Origin of the sequence: Mesorhizobium sp. M1227, from assembly GCF_040318315.1 — a bacterium.
GTDB lineage: Bacteria > Pseudomonadota > Alphaproteobacteria > Rhizobiales > Rhizobiaceae > Mesorhizobium.
On the sequence record NZ_JAMYLZ010000006.1, the window covers coordinates 192,353 to 208,977 of the forward strand.

Annotated in this window: 17 protein-coding genes; 9 read left to right on the forward strand and 8 right to left on the reverse strand. The window is 64.3% G+C overall.

The window, feature by feature from the left end:
• Positions 1 to 164 precede the first annotated feature (164 nt).
• The 4 genes from NKH28_RS11375 to NKH28_RS11390 all read left to right on the forward strand — a co-directional run bounded on the left by NKH28_RS11375 (position 165) and on the right by NKH28_RS11390 (position 1,984).
• Positions 165 to 590, forward strand: coding sequence for a GNAT family N-acetyltransferase (locus tag NKH28_RS11375; RefSeq protein ID WP_352819734.1), 426 nt, complete (start codon positions 165 to 167; stop codon positions 588 to 590).
• Between the two features lie 92 nt (positions 591 to 682).
• Positions 683 to 994 (forward strand): ArsR/SmtB family transcription factor, encoded by a 312-nt coding sequence (locus tag NKH28_RS11380; protein WP_352450226.1) that lies wholly within the window; start codon positions 683 to 685, stop codon positions 992 to 994.
• Positions 994 to 1,440 (forward strand): SRPBCC domain-containing protein, encoded by a 447-nt coding sequence (locus NKH28_RS11385; protein ID WP_352978885.1) that lies wholly within the window; start codon positions 994 to 996, stop codon positions 1,438 to 1,440. The genes NKH28_RS11380 and NKH28_RS11385 overlap by 1 nt, the downstream gene beginning before the upstream one ends.
• Positions 1,441 to 1,477: 37 nt before the next feature.
• On the forward strand, positions 1,478 to 1,984 hold the full coding sequence (locus NKH28_RS11390) for an SRPBCC family protein (protein WP_352819732.1): 507 nt from the start codon (positions 1,478 to 1,480) through the stop codon (positions 1,982 to 1,984).
• Between the two features lie 18 nt (positions 1,985 to 2,002).
• On the opposite strand, the gene NKH28_RS11395 is transcribed toward NKH28_RS11390, so the two are convergent.
• The 4 genes from NKH28_RS11395 to NKH28_RS11410 are packed head-to-tail and all read right to left on the reverse strand — an operon-like array spanning position 2,003 to position 7,021.
• Positions 2,003 to 3,169 (reverse strand): NAD(P)/FAD-dependent oxidoreductase, encoded by a 1,167-nt coding sequence (locus NKH28_RS11395; protein ID WP_352770338.1) that lies wholly within the window; start codon positions 3,167 to 3,169, stop codon positions 2,003 to 2,005.
• Between the two features lie 30 nt (positions 3,170 to 3,199).
• Positions 3,200 to 4,786, reverse strand: a complete 1,587-nt coding sequence (locus NKH28_RS11400) for an ATP-binding protein (protein WP_352770341.1) — start codon at positions 4,784 to 4,786, stop codon at positions 3,200 to 3,202.
• Entirely contained in the window at positions 4,774 to 5,466 is a 693-nt protein-coding gene (locus NKH28_RS11405; protein ID WP_352594351.1) for a response regulator transcription factor, read from the reverse strand. The genes NKH28_RS11400 and NKH28_RS11405 overlap by 13 nt, the downstream gene beginning before the upstream one ends.
• A 4-nt stretch (positions 5,467 to 5,470) precedes the next feature.
• Positions 5,471 to 7,021 (reverse strand): DUF4153 domain-containing protein, encoded by a 1,551-nt coding sequence (locus tag NKH28_RS11410; protein ID WP_352770347.1) that lies wholly within the window; start codon positions 7,019 to 7,021, stop codon positions 5,471 to 5,473.
• Positions 7,022 to 7,299: 278 nt separating this feature from the next.
• Here NKH28_RS11410 and NKH28_RS11415 point away from each other — a divergent pair, with 278 nt between their 5' ends.
• The gene (locus NKH28_RS11415) at positions 7,300 to 8,181 is read left to right on the forward strand and encodes an HpcH/HpaI aldolase/citrate lyase family protein (protein WP_352684440.1); all 882 of its coding nucleotides are present in this window, start codon (positions 7,300 to 7,302) and stop codon (positions 8,179 to 8,181) included.
• Positions 8,182 to 8,209: 28 nt separating this feature from the next.
• Positions 8,210 to 8,416 (forward strand): DUF1737 domain-containing protein, encoded by a 207-nt coding sequence (locus tag NKH28_RS11420; RefSeq protein WP_352470863.1) that lies wholly within the window; start codon positions 8,210 to 8,212, stop codon positions 8,414 to 8,416.
• 289 nt (positions 8,417 to 8,705) lie between these two features.
• Here NKH28_RS11420 and NKH28_RS11425 read toward each other — a convergent pair whose 3' ends face one another.
• The gene (locus tag NKH28_RS11425) at positions 8,706 to 9,128 is read right to left on the reverse strand and encodes a metallopeptidase family protein (protein ID WP_023680515.1); all 423 of its coding nucleotides are present in this window, start codon (positions 9,126 to 9,128) and stop codon (positions 8,706 to 8,708) included.
• Positions 9,129 to 9,285: 157 nt separating this feature from the next.
• Entirely contained in the window at positions 9,286 to 9,573 is a 288-nt protein-coding gene (locus tag NKH28_RS11430; protein WP_352978888.1) for a hypothetical protein, read from the reverse strand.
• 80 nt (positions 9,574 to 9,653) lie between these two features.
• On the opposite strand from NKH28_RS11430, the gene NKH28_RS11435 reads away from it, so the two are divergent.
• From NKH28_RS11435 to NKH28_RS11445, 3 genes are read left to right on the forward strand one after another with little or no spacing between them, the layout of a single operon-like run.
• Entirely contained in the window at positions 9,654 to 10,736 is a 1,083-nt protein-coding gene (locus NKH28_RS11435) for an ImuA family protein (RefSeq protein ID WP_352978890.1), read from the forward strand.
• Entirely contained in the window at positions 10,669 to 12,147 is a 1,479-nt protein-coding gene (locus NKH28_RS11440; protein WP_352978892.1) for a DUF6504 family protein, read from the forward strand. The genes NKH28_RS11435 and NKH28_RS11440 overlap by 68 nt, the downstream gene beginning before the upstream one ends.
• Positions 12,144 to 15,440 carry an error-prone DNA polymerase gene (locus tag NKH28_RS11445; protein WP_352978894.1) on the forward strand — a complete coding sequence of 1,099 codons (3,297 nt, stop codon included), beginning with the start codon at positions 12,144 to 12,146 and terminating at the stop codon, positions 15,438 to 15,440. The genes NKH28_RS11440 and NKH28_RS11445 overlap by 4 nt, the downstream gene beginning before the upstream one ends.
• Positions 15,441 to 15,482: 42 nt before the next feature.
• On the opposite strand, the gene NKH28_RS11450 is transcribed toward NKH28_RS11445, so the two are convergent.
• Complete coding sequence (locus NKH28_RS11450) at positions 15,483 to 15,722, reverse strand: Trm112 family protein (protein WP_023675986.1); 240 nt, start codon at positions 15,720 to 15,722, stop codon at positions 15,483 to 15,485.
• Positions 15,723 to 15,928: 206 nt separating this feature from the next.
• The gene (locus NKH28_RS11455) at positions 15,929 to 16,600 is read right to left on the reverse strand and encodes an LON peptidase substrate-binding domain-containing protein (RefSeq protein ID WP_352470870.1); all 672 of its coding nucleotides are present in this window, start codon (positions 16,598 to 16,600) and stop codon (positions 15,929 to 15,931) included.
• Between the last annotated feature and the right edge of the window lie 25 nt (positions 16,601 to 16,625).

The window sequence follows — 16,625 nt, forward strand, 5'->3', positions numbered from 1 at the left end:
TCTTGCCCGTCTTCTTCTCGTTGCGGGGAATTGCTGGCGCCCGGTTTACACAATGCCGCGGGCAAATAAAAGGCGGCTGTTTTTGGACTTCCGTCGTCGATCGAAACACAAAATCGGTACAAAACGGCTTCAAAACCACCAGCCCATGGTGCACTTTTGTCGACATGACAACGCGATCCACGATCCTTTACGCCAGCGAACCGGGCCTCGGCATCGCCGAGTTCCGCCGCGTTCTGGTGGAATCCGGCCTCGGCGAGACACGGCCCGTCGATGATCATGCCCGTTTGAAGGCGATGCTCACGAGTGCCGACCTGGTGCTCACCGCGCGGATCGATGCACCGGGCAAGCCGCTGGTTGGTGTCGCTCGCGGCATCACCGACTTTTCCTGGGTCTGCTACATCTCCGAGCTCGCAGTTTCTGCATCGGCGCAAGGGCTGGGTATCGGAAAGGGCCTGATGGATGACGCACGCCGGCAACTCGGACCTTCCGTTGCCATCAGCCTGATCTCCATGCCCGACGCCGTCGGCTTCTATGAGCGTATCGGCATGGAGCGCATGCCTAACGCATTCTGGTTCGGCCGCAAACGCTGAAATCCACTCCCAGCGACCTCAACCCGCGCATTCTTGGCTAGGGTTCTGCCCCTTGACATGCAACCAAATGGTTGCATATTAGAGTCATGAGCATGGATGCCGTCTTTCGCGCCTTGGCCGACCCGACACGCCGGCGATTGCTGGACAGCCTTCATGCCAGGAACGGACAGACGCTGAACGCGCTGTGCGGTGAGATGGACATGACGCGCCAGGCGGTGACCAAGCATCTGGCGATCCTGGAAGAAGCAAACCTCGTCGCCACCATCCGCAAGGGACGCGAGAAGCAACATTATCTGAATCCCGTTCCCATCAACGAGATCGCCGAACGCTGGATCGGCAAATTCGAGCGGGGGCGACTGGGCGCCCTCGGCGATTTGAAGAAACGTCTCGAAAGGGAAGACTGATGAGCAACATTTTCGTTTATGTCACCTACATCCGCACCTCGCCCGAAAAACTCTGGCAAGCACTGACCGAGCCGGAGTTCCAGCGGCAATATTTCCTCGGCGCTCAGATGCTAAGCGACTGGAAACAAGGTTCGGCGTGGAAGATGGTTTACACCGACGGCCGCGTCACCGACAGCGGCGAGGTCCTCGAGATCGATCCACCCAAGCGCATCGTGCTCAAATGGCGCAACGAGTTCATGCCCGAGGTCAAGGCGGACGGCTACACACGCTGCATCTTCGCCCTCGAGCAGGAGGGCGAGATGATGAAGCTCGCCATCACACACGAAGCCGATGGACCGCACAAGCTGCTTGGCCATGTGGCGAACGGCTGGCCGCTCATCCTGTCCAGCCTGAAGAGCCTGCTCGAAACCGGCAAAGGCCTGTCGCGCCCGGCGTCGAAAGCTTGAGGTCGTTTCGATAGCGAAACCTTCTGGAGGACAGGTGATGCACGGTTCCGCGGTGCACAGCATGACCAATGGCGAGACCGTCATGGCGAGCGCCGATGTTCGCGCGCCGCCCGAGCGGATATTTGACGCGCTCGTTACACACGAGGTCGAGCGCTGGTGGGGGTCCGCCAGGACCTACCGGATGACCGGATGGGCGGCCGACCTCCGCGTCGGCGGCCGCTGGAGCGTCACCGTCGAGACGGCGGCCGGCAGACACCTGCCCGCCAGCGGCGAATTCCTGGAGATCGAAGAGCCGCGCCGGATCGTGCAGACGCGGAGATACGACTGGGACCATCCGACGCTTGGCCGCCGCGAAACCAAAGTCGCCTGGCTGCTGGAGCCGATCGCCGGCGGCACACGCGTCACCATCTGCCATGGCGGCTTCGCCGGCCTCGCTGCTGCCGCAACGAAGCATGCCGAAGGCTGGGCCCGGGTGCTGGGCTGGCTTCAGGCGTATCTTGGTACGGGCGGCTTGGTGGCGGCTCAATCCACCAAGCAACGGTAGCATCCCTTCGCGCCAGCGTTAAATTACATTCAATTCCCGAAACGGCCGCCCGTCGGCGATCCGGCTGTACCCGAACGCCGAGCAATCCACCGTGCGATAGCCGCCATGTACTATCAGTTCGGCCAGCGCCTTGCCGACCGCCGGAGCCTGCTGCAAGCCGTGACCGGAAAACCCGTTGGCGAAGAGGAAATTGCCGACCTCCGGGTGCGGGCCGATCACCGCGTTCTGGTCGAGCGTATTGTAGTCGTAATGGCCGACCCAGGCGCGCGTCGGCTTGATCGCCTCGAAGGCCGGAATGCGGGTCGCCAGCACCGGCCAGATCACCTCTTCGAACAGCGGCCAGTCGGGGTCGAAGTCGGCGGGGTCGGCCGGTCCTTCGCCCTCTTCCGGCTCGGCGCCGCCGGTGATGTAGACCGAGCCCTCCGGCCGGACATAGATGCCGCTCGGGTCGACCAGCAGCGGCATGTCGTCATATTTTTCGCGCGCCTCGAAGACGAAGACATTGCGCTTGCGCGGCTCCACCGGCAGCGCCAGCCCGGCCATTGCTGCCACCTTGCCGGCATTCGGCCCGGCGGCGTTAACGACGGTGCCGGCCTCGAGCCGCTCGCCATTGTCGAGGGTCACACCGGCGACGCGCTTCCCCTGCCGCTCGATACCGGTCACCGACGCTGTGATGAAATCAATGTTCTTGCTTCGCAGTGCCTTGCGGAACAGCATCAGCATCGCATGCGCGTCGAACCAGCCTTCGCCGCTGCGGCCATAGGCGCCGGCGGAAATGCCCTCGACCGACAGCCACGGAAAGCGGCGGACGAGCGCCTCGGCATCCTCGAGCACGATGTCGGCGCCCTCGGCCATCTGCGCCTCGTGGTTGGCCCGCAGGATCGGCAGCCCGTTCTCGCCGGCAAGGATGAGGTAGCCGCCTTCGCGAAAGCCGATATCGGCGTCCGCGCCAAACTCTTCCCTGAGCCGCCGGAACAGTTTCAGCGTGAATTGCGACAGCCGGATGTTTTCCGGGATCGAGAACTGCTGGCGGATTGAGGCGCAGGACAGCGTGGTCGCGGCGCGGGAAAATTGCGGGTCGCGCTCGACAAGCGCGATCGAGCCCGAAAACCCTTCCTTGCGCAGGTAATAGGCAACCGACGAGCCGACGATGGCTCCGCCGATGATGACGATGTCGTAATGCACCTTTTCGCCCTTCCGGTCTGAATCGCCGAGTCACGCCGCCGGCAGGATGATCTCGAAGCGCGTGCCGCTCGCCGAGTCAACCAGCCGGATCGTGCCATCATGCGCTTTCAGGAGGGCCAGCACGATGCCGAGGCCCATGCCGGTGCCGCCGGAATCGCGGCGCGTGGTGAAGAACGGCTCGAAGATGCGGCCTCGGTTGCTGGGCGAAATGCCGGCGCCGTCGTCAGCGACCACGATGGTGGCCTTGCCGTCCGCTTTTGCGGCTGTGACCGATACCAGCGTCGCGCCGTGCCGCGCCGAATTGTCGATGAGATTGGCCAGCACGATCGCAGCGTTTTCGGCCGATATGCGCAGCCCGATCTCGGTGCCCGCCTCGACGCGCACCGCCAGCCTGTCGTCGGCCGGCAGCAGCGCCAGTGCAGCAGTGAGCGACGTGTTTTCGCCGCTCGGTTCGAGATTTTCGGCGCGCGCCAGGTCGAGCAGGCGGCGCACCAGAAGGTTGAGCCGGCCGGCATCGGTGACGATATTGTCCGAAAAACGCCGCCGCTCGGCCTCGTCCATCGCGCTGCCCGAATCGCGCAGCAGTTCGGCGGCCCCCTGGATCGCCGTCAGCGGCGATTTGAGCTCGTGCGAGACGTGGGTGGCAAAGGTCTGGATGCCGTCGGAGCGTGCGTGCAGCTTTTCGGCCATGTCGAGGAAAGCAGCAGAGAGTTCACCCATTTCGCGCGTGCCGTGGTGATCGAGCGGCCTGATCGCCGCGCGGTCGCCGGCGGCGATGCGTTTCGTGCGTTCCATCAGCGCATAGATCGGACGGCTGACGGCGCGCAGGAAGACCAGCCCGATCAGCAGCGCGCCGCCGAGGATGGCGATTGCCGCCAGCGCCACCTTGCCGCGCTCGCCATAGAGATGCTTGACGATGTTGTTCGGCGTCCGCGACAGATAGACGACGCCGGCGACCTTGCCGGAGACCGCAACCGGCATGGCGACAAAGACGCGAACCTTGGTGCCGCGGCTGACCGAATAGAGCGGCGGCGACGGCTGGTCGGGAACCCGCAGCCTGAGCGCGCTGGCGTAGCGGCCGGCAAGCGCTGCGCGAACCTCTTCGACAGCCGCGAGCGACAGGCCGGCCTCCTCACGGCCGGCGATGACCACGCCTCTGGGATCGAGCAGCCGGAAGCCGGCGAGCGTGGTCTTCTGCGTCTCGGCAAGAATGCCCGACAGGCGTGCGCCGATTGAAGCGAACGCGGGATCGGCGCTGGCCGCGGTGGCCGCGGGCCGGGTCGGCAGGATCCCGTCGGACGCAAGATCGAGGCCCGGTTCGATCGGCTGGTAGGGAGAGGCCCGATCGCTGGTGTTGGGTGAAGGCACGGGTGCGCCTAGCTTTTCCGGGGCAATGCCGGCCTCGCGAACCTCTTGCGCATAGATCGCGCCAAGGGCGGCGCCTTGGGCGATCAGCTCGGCCTCGGTTTGCCGGATCAGCTGGTTCTCGTAGAGCCGGAAGAAAAACAGGCCGGCCAGCGGCAGCGCCATCACCATGATCAGGATGGCGATGACGACCGTGGCGAGGCGAGGCCGCCATTTGCTGCCAATCAGTTCTTGGGCGCTCACGCGCCGCATCCGCCCAGCCGAAAACCGACGCCGTGCACGGTCTCGATCGCATCGACGCAGCCGACGGCCGCCAGCTTGGCGCGGATATTGCGGATGTGGCTGTCGACGGTGCGGTCTGCGACATGGATATTGGCCGCATAGGCGTTGGCCATCACCATGTCGCGGCCAAGCACATGCGCCGGCCGCGCCAAAAAGCCTTTCAGGATCGCGAATTCGATCGACGTCAGCGCCAGCGGCTTGCCGTCGAAGCTGGCTGTATGGCTTGCCGGAACCAGCAACAGTCTGCCATGCGAGAATTGCCGGTCGTCGGCTGGTTCCGGCGTGGGCCGAGCGCGGCGCAGAATGACGTTGACGCGGGCGACCAGCTCGCGCGGGCTGAACGGCTTGGTGACATAATCATCGCCGCCCATCTCCAGCCCGAGCACGCGGTCGATCTCTTCATCCCGCGCGGACAGGAACAGCACCGGCAGGTCGGATGTGTGGCGCAGCCGCCGGCACACTTCCAGCCCGTCCATTTCCGGCATGCCGATGTCGAGCACGACGAGATCGGGCGCATGGCGCTCTATCGCCTGCAAGGCAGCCGCGCCGTCCGGCACCGCCAGCGTTTTCATGCCGGCCTTTTCCAGCGCGAAGCAGATGATTTCGCGAATGTGCGGGTCGTCGTCGGCGACCAGTATGTGGTGCGGCATCAAATCAGCGGCCCGGCATGAAGGGTTCGGACATCGGAGGAACCACGAACGGGCCACGCCTGTCGAGGGCGCGGTTGAGCCGCCAGTCACGAAAGCTCCAGCCCCGCCAGTTCTCCTGGCCGGCGCGGAAGCGTGCTTCGTCCTGTGCATACCAGCCGGCGAGTTCGCGGATGGAGGCATCCTCCGCGGAAACCGTCCTGCTCTGGTGCTGGACGAAGCGATCGAGCGCCGGCAAGGCGCCGGGTCCGAGCGAGCGCAAGTACCAGACGTCGAGCTGGGTGCCTTGGCCGGTCATTTCGAAGCAATGGTCGACATTGTAGTTGGCGATCAGCGCGGCAAAGTTGATGAACGAGCAAGCATAGAGCGTCGCCGATAGCGTCAGAAGATTGGCGGCAAGCAGCCATTCGTTGGACTTTTCGCGCGCGATGCGGGCCATGATCAGGACAAGGCCCGCCGCCACCAGCCCCATCCAGACGAACGCAGCGACACGCCAATAGGTCAGCGCATAGATACCGATATAGAGATCGAGCCGCAGGATCGACGAGATCACCAGGAGGATGTTCTGCGCCACCCAGGCATAAACCAGCCGGCGGATGAGCGGATCGCCGGAGGTCGCGCTTCCCGGCCGCAGCGCCGCCAGCACGAAGCCGGCGGCCAGCAGCGCCGTGACGATCAGCGGATAGGCGCCGCGATGCGCGTAGGCGGCATAGGTCAGCCCGTCGGGAAGCGCGATGCCGCCCCACAGATAGGTGGCGTCGAGTGCGCTCTGCACCGCGAACAGGATGTTGAAGACGACGAGCGCGCGGAGGATAGCGGCCTTGCCGAAGACGATGTCTTCGATCGTGGGACTTATGGCTGGCCTCGTCGGTGTGCTGGCAGGCGTTCCCAACCGGGGAATATGCCGGAGAAGCCGCGGCAGGCGCGGCCGCAGAAAGGCCCATACGCCGGCGAGCGCGAATAGCCAGAAGGCAAGACGCGGCAACTGCATGAGGTTGAGCAGGGCGAAGAGATCAATCAGCGAAAACCAGTATTCGATGACGGGATTGGCGGCGCCGAACAGCGCGAGGAACACTGCGCCGAGGCCCAGCGGCATGACCCAGACGGCGATCGCCGCAAGGCGCACGCGCCGCCGGCCAAGCCGCCGCGCCGCCGTGCGCCAGCGGAAGAAATCAAGAACGAGCCGAAATGGCGTTGCAACCAGGAACAGCGAGAGTTGGCCGGCAATACGGGCAAGGCCGCGCCGCAACCGTCCGGCCAGTGAAAGCGCGAAGATGGCCAGCCCCGCCAGCGCGATCGAGACGGACAGTGCGCTGACATTTTCCACAAGCGGCAGCAGCGCCATGAGCAGCGCAACCGGCTTGAACCAGAATTTGCCATCGTTGAAGGAGCCGAGAGGATGGAGAGCCATGCTCGCCGCGGCAATCGCAACGCCGAACAGGAAAAGCGTGATGCCCGCCGGTTGGCCATAGAAGAAAAAATCGGCCAGCGCGACGAGCAGGACGGCAACGCCGAAGCGGTTGCAATAGCTCGGCGCCGCCGGGAGGAATACTATCATGATCGGGCTTTCTCGGCGGCTTTGATGCGGCCGGTGGGCGGGGATTTCCGGACGAAAGGGAGGAGGTTTACCGAAGTCCGGGGCGGATCGACGAGCCACCAGCTTTCGCGGCGAAGCCGGTACGGCAGGGACCAACGAGAGTTCGTTTGCTCTTGCATGCCGCCCTTGTCGCATCCGGTCGGGTGGCAAGCGGGGCGGAGACGAGGAGATTTTCCGAAGTTGCGTGCAGTTTTTATGCACGGCTTGCCTCGGCCGGCTGCAGACGGCATAGATCGGAGATGACCACCGAAAGCTACCGCCCGCGCCGCTCGGTGCTTTACGTCCCGGCTTCGAACGACAAGGCGCTGGCCAAGATCCAATCGCTGGCCTGCGATACCGTCGTCATCGATCTCGAGGACGCCGTCGCCCCGGCCGACAAGCCTTCCGCGCGCGAAAAGCTGGTGGCGATTTTCGCCGGCCATTCCAACCGGCGCTGCGAGATGGTCGTGCGCATCAATGCGCTGTCGAGCGAGTGGGGCGGCGCCGACCTGCTGGCCGCGGCAAAATGCTCGCCCGACGCCATCCTGCTGCCCAAGGTCGACACGCCGCGCGACATTCTCGAGGCCGGCGACGTGCTCGACGACAATTTTATCGCCGACGAAGTCAAGCTATGGGCGATGATCGAGACGCCCAAGGCGCTGCTCAACATCGGGCCGATTGCCGAGCTCGGCCGCGATCCGGGCTCTCGCCTGGTTTGTTTCGTTGCCGGAACGAACGACCTGGTCAAGGACACCGGCATTCTCGCCACGCCCGACCGGCGTTATCTCGTTCCATGGCTGATGCAGATGGTGCTCGCCGCGCGCGCCGGCGGCCTCGACCTGCTCGATGGCGTCTTCAATGATTTTCGCGATATGGACGGGTTTGCGCGCGAGTGCACGGAAGCGGCCGCCATGGGTTTTGACGGCAAGTCGCTGATCCATCCGGCTCAGATCGAAGCCGCGAACCGCGCCTTTGCACCGTCGCCCGAAGCAATAGCCGAAGCGCGCGCGGTCAAGGATGCCTTCGCGCTCGCCCAAAATACCGGTAGGGCGGTAGTTGCGCTGAACGGCAAGATGGTCGAGCGGCTGCATCTGGCGCAGGCCGAAAAACTGCTGGCGAAGGCCGCCGCTGTTCGCGCATGACTAACGCAACTGACGACAGGATTGAAGAATGAAACTCTACCGTTTTCTGTCCGGTCCGGACGATTCCAGCTTCTGCCACAAGGTGACGGCGGCGTTGAACAAGGGCTGGCACCTGTTCGGCTCGCCGACCTATGCCTATGACCAGGAAGCCAAGACCATGCGCTGCGGCCAGGCCGTGGTGAAGGACATCGAGGGCCAGGAATACGGCCCCGACACCAAGCTCAGCGATTGGTAGGGAGGTTCGCTGAAGCGCTCGTCCTTCGTCATCCTAGGGCGTAGCAGTCGCGAAGCGACGTCGCGGAGTACCCTAGGATCCATGCCGTTACCTCTGCCGAAGGGCACGGCGGATCAGGATTAGTGTGATCTACCACCGATCGGGATAGCCCCGTTACCCAGAACGGGATGATGAGCGTTCGGTTCTGCACCGCCGGCGCACTGCATCACTATCACGGCATGGATCCTGGGGTCTGCGCCGCGTCGCTTCGCTCCTTGCTCCGCCCCAGGATGACGAGGAGCGGGGTCGCTCACTCTGCTGCCTCTTCGATCTTCTCCATATCGTCGTCCGACAGGCCGAAATGGTGGCCGATCTCGTGGATCAGCACATGGGTGACGATGTCGCCCAGCGTTTCCTCGTTCTCGGCCCAGTAGTCGAGGATGGCGCGACGATAGAGGGTGATGCGGTTCGGCCCCTCGCCGGTCTGCGGATTCCAGCGCTCGGCGATGCCGCGCCCCTCGAACAGGCCGAGCAGGTCGAAGGGCGTTTCCAGCGAAAGGTCGTCCATGATCTCGTCGGTCGGGAATTCGGCGATCTGAATGACGATCTCGCCGGTCAACTTGCGAAAGTCCTCCGGCAGATGGGCATAGGCCTCCAGCGCCAGGAGCTCGATTTCCTCCATCGTTGGCGAAAGCTGGTCGTGCCAGATGCGTGTTTGGTAGATGCGAGCCATGCTTTGTCCTTTGATCCCGGCATATAGGCTTTCAGGCCGGACTCGGCAAATGACGCGGCAGATTCAAGGGCGCAATCTGTCATCCGCTCTGGTCTAGGGATGGCCTTTGCGAGATGATGGACGCCGCCATACCCGAAGCCGAACCTCCATCGTTCTGTCAGAGTCGAGTGTTCAAATGCCATTCAGCAACCAATTCGTCAGAAGCGCTGCAATTTGTGGAGTGTTTGGCGCACTGCTTCTTTTGGTGCTGGTGGTCTTGACCAGTTATCTCGGCAGGAATTCCGAGTTGGTCAGCCTGCTTCGGATGCTTGTCGGCGCCAATCATAGGCGTCATGATCGTCTGGCTGGTTTTAGGGATGGCCCGGAAGCGGCCGGGTCGATAACTCACGGGCAGTTCCTGTTTCGTGAACGGCCCGCTAAAATCGGGCAGGAATAAATTCCCCATGACTCCGCTTGACTCTTCATCCTCCCTCTGGAATCTATATGGAACATAACAGGAACAATTGTGAGTGGAAGCTGACCGTCATGGCGACAAGCGCCGTGGCGCGGGAGACTGTTTTTGCCCTGCGCCGCCAGATCGCGAAGATCGAAGGGACCTTGCCCGAGCGCCTGGAGGCGCCGGCCAGTTCGTCGTTTGACGCGGATGTCCCTCGTCAGAGTCTGACACCCTCTCGGCATCCGACACCCGCTCGGAATCTGACCATTGTCCGGCGCGGCCTCGTCGTGGCGCCGCCCGATGCGTTTTTGCGCACCGGCGCCGAGCGCCTCGATGCTGCGCTGAGCGGCGGCCTGCCGAAGGCGGCGGTGAGCGAGTTTCATGGCGCCGCGACCCGCGATGCCGGGGCCGTTGCCGGTTTTGCCTTGTCGCTCGTCAGCCTGATCCTCAGCCAGGGGCCGCGATTGCCGGTGCTGTGGATCGGCACATCCGAGGTTTTCCGCGAGGCCGGCTTTCCCTATGCCAGGGGGCTTCACGCCTTCTTCGGCATCGAGCCGGAGCAATTGCTGTTTTCCGAGGCGCCAAGGCTGCTCGATGCGCTGTGGATCGCCGAGGAGGCTGCCCGGATGACGGCGCTGGCCGCCGTCATCCTCGAAATCCGCGGCAGCCCGCAGCGGCTTGACCTCACCGCGACGCGGCGGTTGCACGCCCGCGCGCAGAGTGCGGGCCGGCCGCTGTTCCTGCTGCGCCAGGCCGGCGAGCCCGAACCGACGGCAGCGCCCGTCCGCCTCATCCTGTCGACGGCACCGGCGGCAACGCGTAAGACGCTTGCCGGGCCGCTCGCCGGCTCGATCGGCCGACCCGCCTTCACCGTCGCCATCGGCAAGAGCCGCACGGCCTTGCCCGGAAAATTCACACTGGAGTGGAACCCCGATGAACGCATATTCGAAGAAAGACGGGGCGAGCAAGGAAGGTCTCAGGAATGGACCCCAGAACGGCCAAAGAATCCTATCCCTGTGGTTTCCGCATCTCGCCGCCGAGAGGATCCTGCGGCAGCGTCTGGGGCGGTCCTGGCGTTCCCGGCCGTCGGATCACCTGCCGCTGGTGATCAGTCACCGCGACCGGAATGCCCAGCGCATCGCCGCCCTCGACGAGCGGGCCGAGGCGCTTAATCTGAAGCGCGGCATGGGCATAGCCGACGCACGCGCCATGCATCCCTCGATCGACATCGTGGAGGCCGATCCGGAGGCCGACCGGCGCCTGCTCGAAGGCCTCGCCGACTGGTGCGACCGCTATACCCCGCTGGTGGCGCTTGACGGGACCGACGGCCTCTATCTCGACGTCACCGGCTGCACCCATCTTTTCGGCGGCGAACGCTCGATGCTGGACGATATCCTGTCGCGTTTTTTCCATCAGGGCTTCGATGTCCGCGCCGGGCTTGCCGCCACGCCTGGTGCTGCCTGGGCGGCGGCGCGGTTTGCTGGCGACCGCATCGTGCCCGATGGTGAGGAGGAAGCGCTTCTCGCGCCCTTGCCGCTGGCGGCGCTGCGCATCGACCCGGAGGTACGCGCCAGCCTCGAAAGCGTCGGCCTGCGCACGGCGGGCGCCGTCATGGCGGCACCGCGCGCGCCGCTGGCCCGCCGCTTCGGCGCATCGCTGCTCTTGCGCCTCGACCAGGCGCTTGGCCGCCTCGAGGAGGCCGTGTCGCCGCGCCTGCCGGTGGCACCGCTTTCGGTCGAGCGTCACCTTGCCGAGCCGATCATGCTGACCGAGGACATCGAGCGGCTGGCCGGCATGCTGGCGACCACCTTGAAGAGCGACCTCGAGCGTCGCGGCGAAGGCGCAAGGCGGCTGGCGCTGCTGCTTTTCCGCGTCGATGGCGGCGTCAGCCGCATCGCCGTCGGCACCTCGCGGCCTCTGCGCGAGCCGCGGCTGATCCAGAAATTGTTCCACGAAAGGCTTGCCGCGCTCGAACAGGATATCGACGCCGGCTATGGCTTCGATCTCGTGCGCCTTTCGGTGCTGACCGCCGCCGCCTTCGACATGCAGCAGGCCGACCTTGCCGGCGAGACGAGCGACGACGGTGCCGATATCGCGCTTTTTGCCGACCGCATTCGCGCCCGGCTCGGCGAAGGCGCGGTCTTGAAGCCGGTCGCCGTCGAGAGCCATTTGCCGGAGCGCGCCGTCGCTACCCTTCCCTTCACGGAGGCGCCGCAGAGAAGCTCGCCGCCGAAGCAGCCGGACAAGGCGAAGGACGCTCCCACGACCGTCTTCCAGCCGGAACGGCCGATCCGGCTTTTCCGTTCGCCCGAGCCGATCGAGGTGCCGGCCACCGAAATGCCGGAAGGCCCGCCTTTGAACTTCCGCTGGCGGCGCGCGCTCTACCGGGTCGCGCGCGCCGAAGGGCCGGAGCGCATCGCGCCGGAATGGTGGCGAGGGGCGGCGGGACGAGAAGATGCCCCGACCCGGGATTATTTCCGCATCGAGGATGCCGACGGCCGCCGTTACTGGCTCTATCGCCAGGGCCTTTACGGCGCCTCGCAGCCCTCGCCGCGCTGGTTCATGCATGGGATCTTCGCATGAATGCGCTGACGGCCAACCCCTATGCCGAATTCGGCATCCAGTCGAACTTCTCGTTTCTGCGCGGTGCCTCGAAACCGGAGGAGTTGGTGGTCGCGGCAAAATTCCTGGGGTTTTCGGCGATCGGTCTCGCCGACCGCAACACGGTGGCGGGCGTGGTGCGCGCCTGGCAGCAGGCCAAGGTGGAGGGTGTTTCCTATCATCCCGGCTGCCGCCTGGTTTTTTGCGACGGCACGCCGGACATCCTCGCCTACCCGCAGGACCGCAAGGGCTGGGGGCATCTCTGCCGCATGCTGACACAGGCCAATCTGCGTGACGAGAACGAAAAAGGGGCGACGCTCCTCAAACAGAGCGATCTTCTCGAATGGGGCGATCTCCTGTCGCTCGCCATACTGCCGGATCTGTCGGCGGACGCGGAAACCAGCCTCGCACTCCTTAGCCGGCTCAAGGATCGTTTCGGTGAAAACCTGCGGCTTGCGGTTTCGCCGGATTACCGCGGCAACGACCGCTTCCGTATCGAGCAGGCGGCGGCGATGGCGGATCTGGCCGGCATCCCGTTGATGGCGACCAACGATGTTCTCTACCATACGTCGGAACGACGCCCGCTGCAGGACGTGCTGACGGCGATCCGCCTCAATGTGCCCGTCGCTGAGGTGGGGCTGGAGCTGGCGGCCAATGCCGAGCGTCACTTAAAGCCGCCGCTGGAGATGGCACGGCTTTTCCGCAGGCATCCGCAAGCGCTGGCGGAAACGCTGCGTTTTGCCGGCGAGCTGACCTTCTCGCTCAGTGACCTGCAATACAACTATCCCGACGAGCCGACGGAATCGGGTCTTGGGCCGCAGGCCGAACTGGAAAGGCTGGCCAAGGAGGGAGCTGCCATCCGCTACCCCTCGGGCGTGCCCGCTTTTGTGACGCAGCGCATCGAGGAGGAGCTCGCTCTGATCGAGCGCCTGAACTACGCGCGCTATTTCCTGACTGTCCACGACATCGTCAAATTCGCTCGCAGCCAGAACATTCTCTGCCAGGGGCGCGGCTCTGCCGCCAACTCGATCGTCTGCTTCTGCATTGGCATCACTGAAGTCGGCCCGGACAGGATCGAAACGCTTTTCGAGCGCTTCATTTCCGAGGAAAGAAACGAGCCCCCCGACATCGACGTCGATTTTGAGCATGAAAAGCGCGAGGAGGTCATCCAGTACATCTATTCCAAATACAGCACCAAGCGCACCGCGCTGGCCGCCGCCGTCGTCAGCTACCGGGGGCGCTCGGCGATGCGCGAAGTGGCCAAGGCGATGGGCCTGTCGGACGACGTCCGGGGCGCGCTGTCCAGTTCGATCTGGGGCTGGTCGACCTCGGAGCTCGGCGAAAAGGAGACAAAGGCCGGCGGCCTCGATCAGACCGATCCATCGACAAGGCATGTGATCGAATGCGCCAACGAGATCATGGGCTTTCCCCGTCATTTGTCGCAGCATGTCGGCGGTTTCGTCATCACCCGGGACCGGCTCGACGAGATCGTGCCCATCGTCAAGACGGCGATGGACGAGCGCAAGATGGTCGAGTGGGACAAGGACGATCTCGACGCGGTGAAAATCCTTAAAGTGGACGTGCTGGCGCTCGGCATGCTGACCTGCCTGCAGCGCGCCTTCACCCTGCTCCAGGATCATTATCCGCAGGCGCGGGACGCGTACGGCCTGCCCTATGTGCTGGCCACTCTGCCTGCCGAGGACAGGCATGTCTACGACATGATCTGCCGTGCCGACACGATCGGCGTCTTCCAGATCGAATCGCGCGCGCAAATGTCGATGCTGCCGCGGCTGCGGCCGAAAAGCTTTTACGACCTCGTCATCGAGGTGGCGATCGTGCGGCCCGGCCCGATCCAAGGCGACATGGTCCACCCTTATCTGCGCCGCCGGCAAGGCAAGGAAAAACCCGAATATCCCAAGCCGGAACTGGAAAAAATACTCGGCAGGACGCTGGGCGTGCCGCTGTTCCAGGAGCAGGCGATGAAGATCGCCATCGTTGCTGGCGGCTTCAGGCCGGGCGAGGCCGATGAACTGCGCCGCGCCATGGCGACATTCAAGCGCACCGGCACGATCGGCAATTACCGCAAGAGAATGGTCGACGGCATGGTCGCCAAGGGCTACGAAAAAGACTTCGCCGAGCGCTGCTTCAAGCAGATCGAGGGTTTTGGCGAATACGGCTTTCCCGAGAGCCACGCCGCCTCCTTCGCCCTGCTGGTCTATGCCTCCTGCTGGTTCAAGACCTTCTATCCCGACGTGTTCTGCGCCGCGATCCTGAATTCCCAGCCGATGGGGTTTTACCAGCCGGCCCAGCTTGTCCGCGACGCGCATGACCACGGCGTCGAGATCCGCGAGGTCGATGTCAATTTTTCCGGCTGGGATTGCGCCTTGGAGAAATCGCCTTTCGATCCGGATCGTATCCTTGACCGCCATGCCCAGATGCGCGGCGTCATCCGGACCAGCCATGCCGTCCGGCTCGGCTTTCGCCAGGTCAAGGGCCTGTCGAAGGAGCGCATGGAAGCGTTTGTGTCTCGGCGCGGCGCCGGCTATGCATCCGTACGCGACGTCTGGCTGCGCTCGGGCCTCAACGTCGACGAGATCGAAAAACTGGCGCAGGCCGACGCTTTCCGGTCGCTTGGATTGAACCGTCGCGACGCTCTATGGGCGGTCCGCGCGCTCGACGGCAAGAGTGCCGCCGAAAAGCTGCCGCTGTTCGACCAGCCGGCGATCCGCTTTCGCGACCTCGAGCCCCAAACCACGCTCCCGACAATGCCGCTCGGCGAGCACGTCGTCCACGACTACCGCTCGCTTGGCCTGTCGCTGAAGGCGCACCCGGTCGCCTTCCTGCGTCAAAGGCTGGATCGTTCCGGCGTCACGCCCAATGTGCGGCTCGGCCAGGTGCGGGACGGCCGGCGCGTTTCGGTCGCCGGCCTCGTGCTGGTGCGGCAGCGGCCGGGCAATGGCAAGGCGATTTTCCTGACGCTGGAAGACGAGAATGCGGTCGCCAACATCATTTTCTGGGAAAGGACTTTTGACCGCTTCCGCCCCATCGTCATGGGCGCGCGTCTCATCCGCGTCACCGGCAAGCTGCAATCGGAATCGGACGTCATCCATATCGTCGCCGAGAAGGTCGAGGATCTGACGCCGTGGCTGTCGGTGCTGCTTGAGCAGGCAAGGCCTGCGGACAGTGCAGACGAGGCTCAGCCTGGCAGCATCGCGCAAACGGAACTATTGGGAAAGGCAGAGAAGGTCATGCCCAAAGGGCGCAATTTTCAATAGAGGCGCGAAAGATCGCGACGGAGCGGCTCTGAACCGCAGCACTCAGGGTGTTCCACCCAGGCGCGGCGGCGGTGGCATGGCATCATCTATGGTGATGACACGCGCTTCCGATGGCAGCATGATCGGAATGCCGTCCCGCACCGGATAGGCAAGCTTTGCCACCCGCGAGATAAGCTCGCCGCGTTCCGGATCCCAGGCAAGCGGCCCCTTGGTCAGCGGGCAGGCCAAGAGTTCCAGCAGCTTGGGGTCGACAGTCCTGTTCCCGTCACGTCCATCCGCCATTCGATCCATCCTTTCCACAAGGCAATCGGTTAAGGGTTCGAGCGCGAACTTCCCCTTGTCCCCTTGTTGGAGAAGGTGGCCGAGCGAAGCTCGGTCGGATCAGGGGTGTTCCAGCTTGGCACCGACGGCGATCCTTCCAACACCCCTCAACCGTCTCGGCGCTGCGTGCCGACACACCTTCTCCCACAAGGGGAGAAGGCAAGAGCCTACTGCAAACTCGAACCGAAATCCTCATTGTCGCGCGCCAGCGCCATTTCGGTGATGGCGATCAGGGTCTCGGCGCGTGTCTTCAGATCGGCCGCTTCGAGCAGCGCCTGTTTCTCGGCCGGCCCGTAGGGCGCCATCATCGACAGTGCGTTGACCAGCATGGCGTTTTCGGCGCGGCTGACGCTTTCCCAGTCGGCCTCCAGATCGTTCGCCTGCAGATAGGCGCGAAACGCTTTGAGCAGCGCCGGCCGGTCGATCTCGGCGTCTGCCTGCTCCTCGTCGAGATCGGCGAGAAAGGGTGCCAACCGGCACTGCCGGAACGGTGTTTTGACCGTGAGCTCCTGGACAATACGGAACCGGCACACGCCCTGCAGCGAAATCAGGTAACGGCCGTCGCCGCTCTCGGACAGCGCAATGATGCGCCCGGCGCAGCCGACATTGCAGAGCTCCGGCTCGCCGTCGGGACGCAGCGCACCGTTAAGGCTGGGCTGGATCATGCCGATCAGCCGCGGCCCGGCGATCGCCTCGTCGACCATCTGCAGATAGCGCGGCTCGAAGATGTTGAGCGGCATGCGGCCTCCCGGGAGCAGCAATGCGCCCTCAAGCGGAAAGATCGGCATGGTCGACGGTAAGTCCGCAGCGAGCCGGTAATGCGCGTTTCCCGCCTGCACCTCAATCCTCCGATCGCTTTGTCAG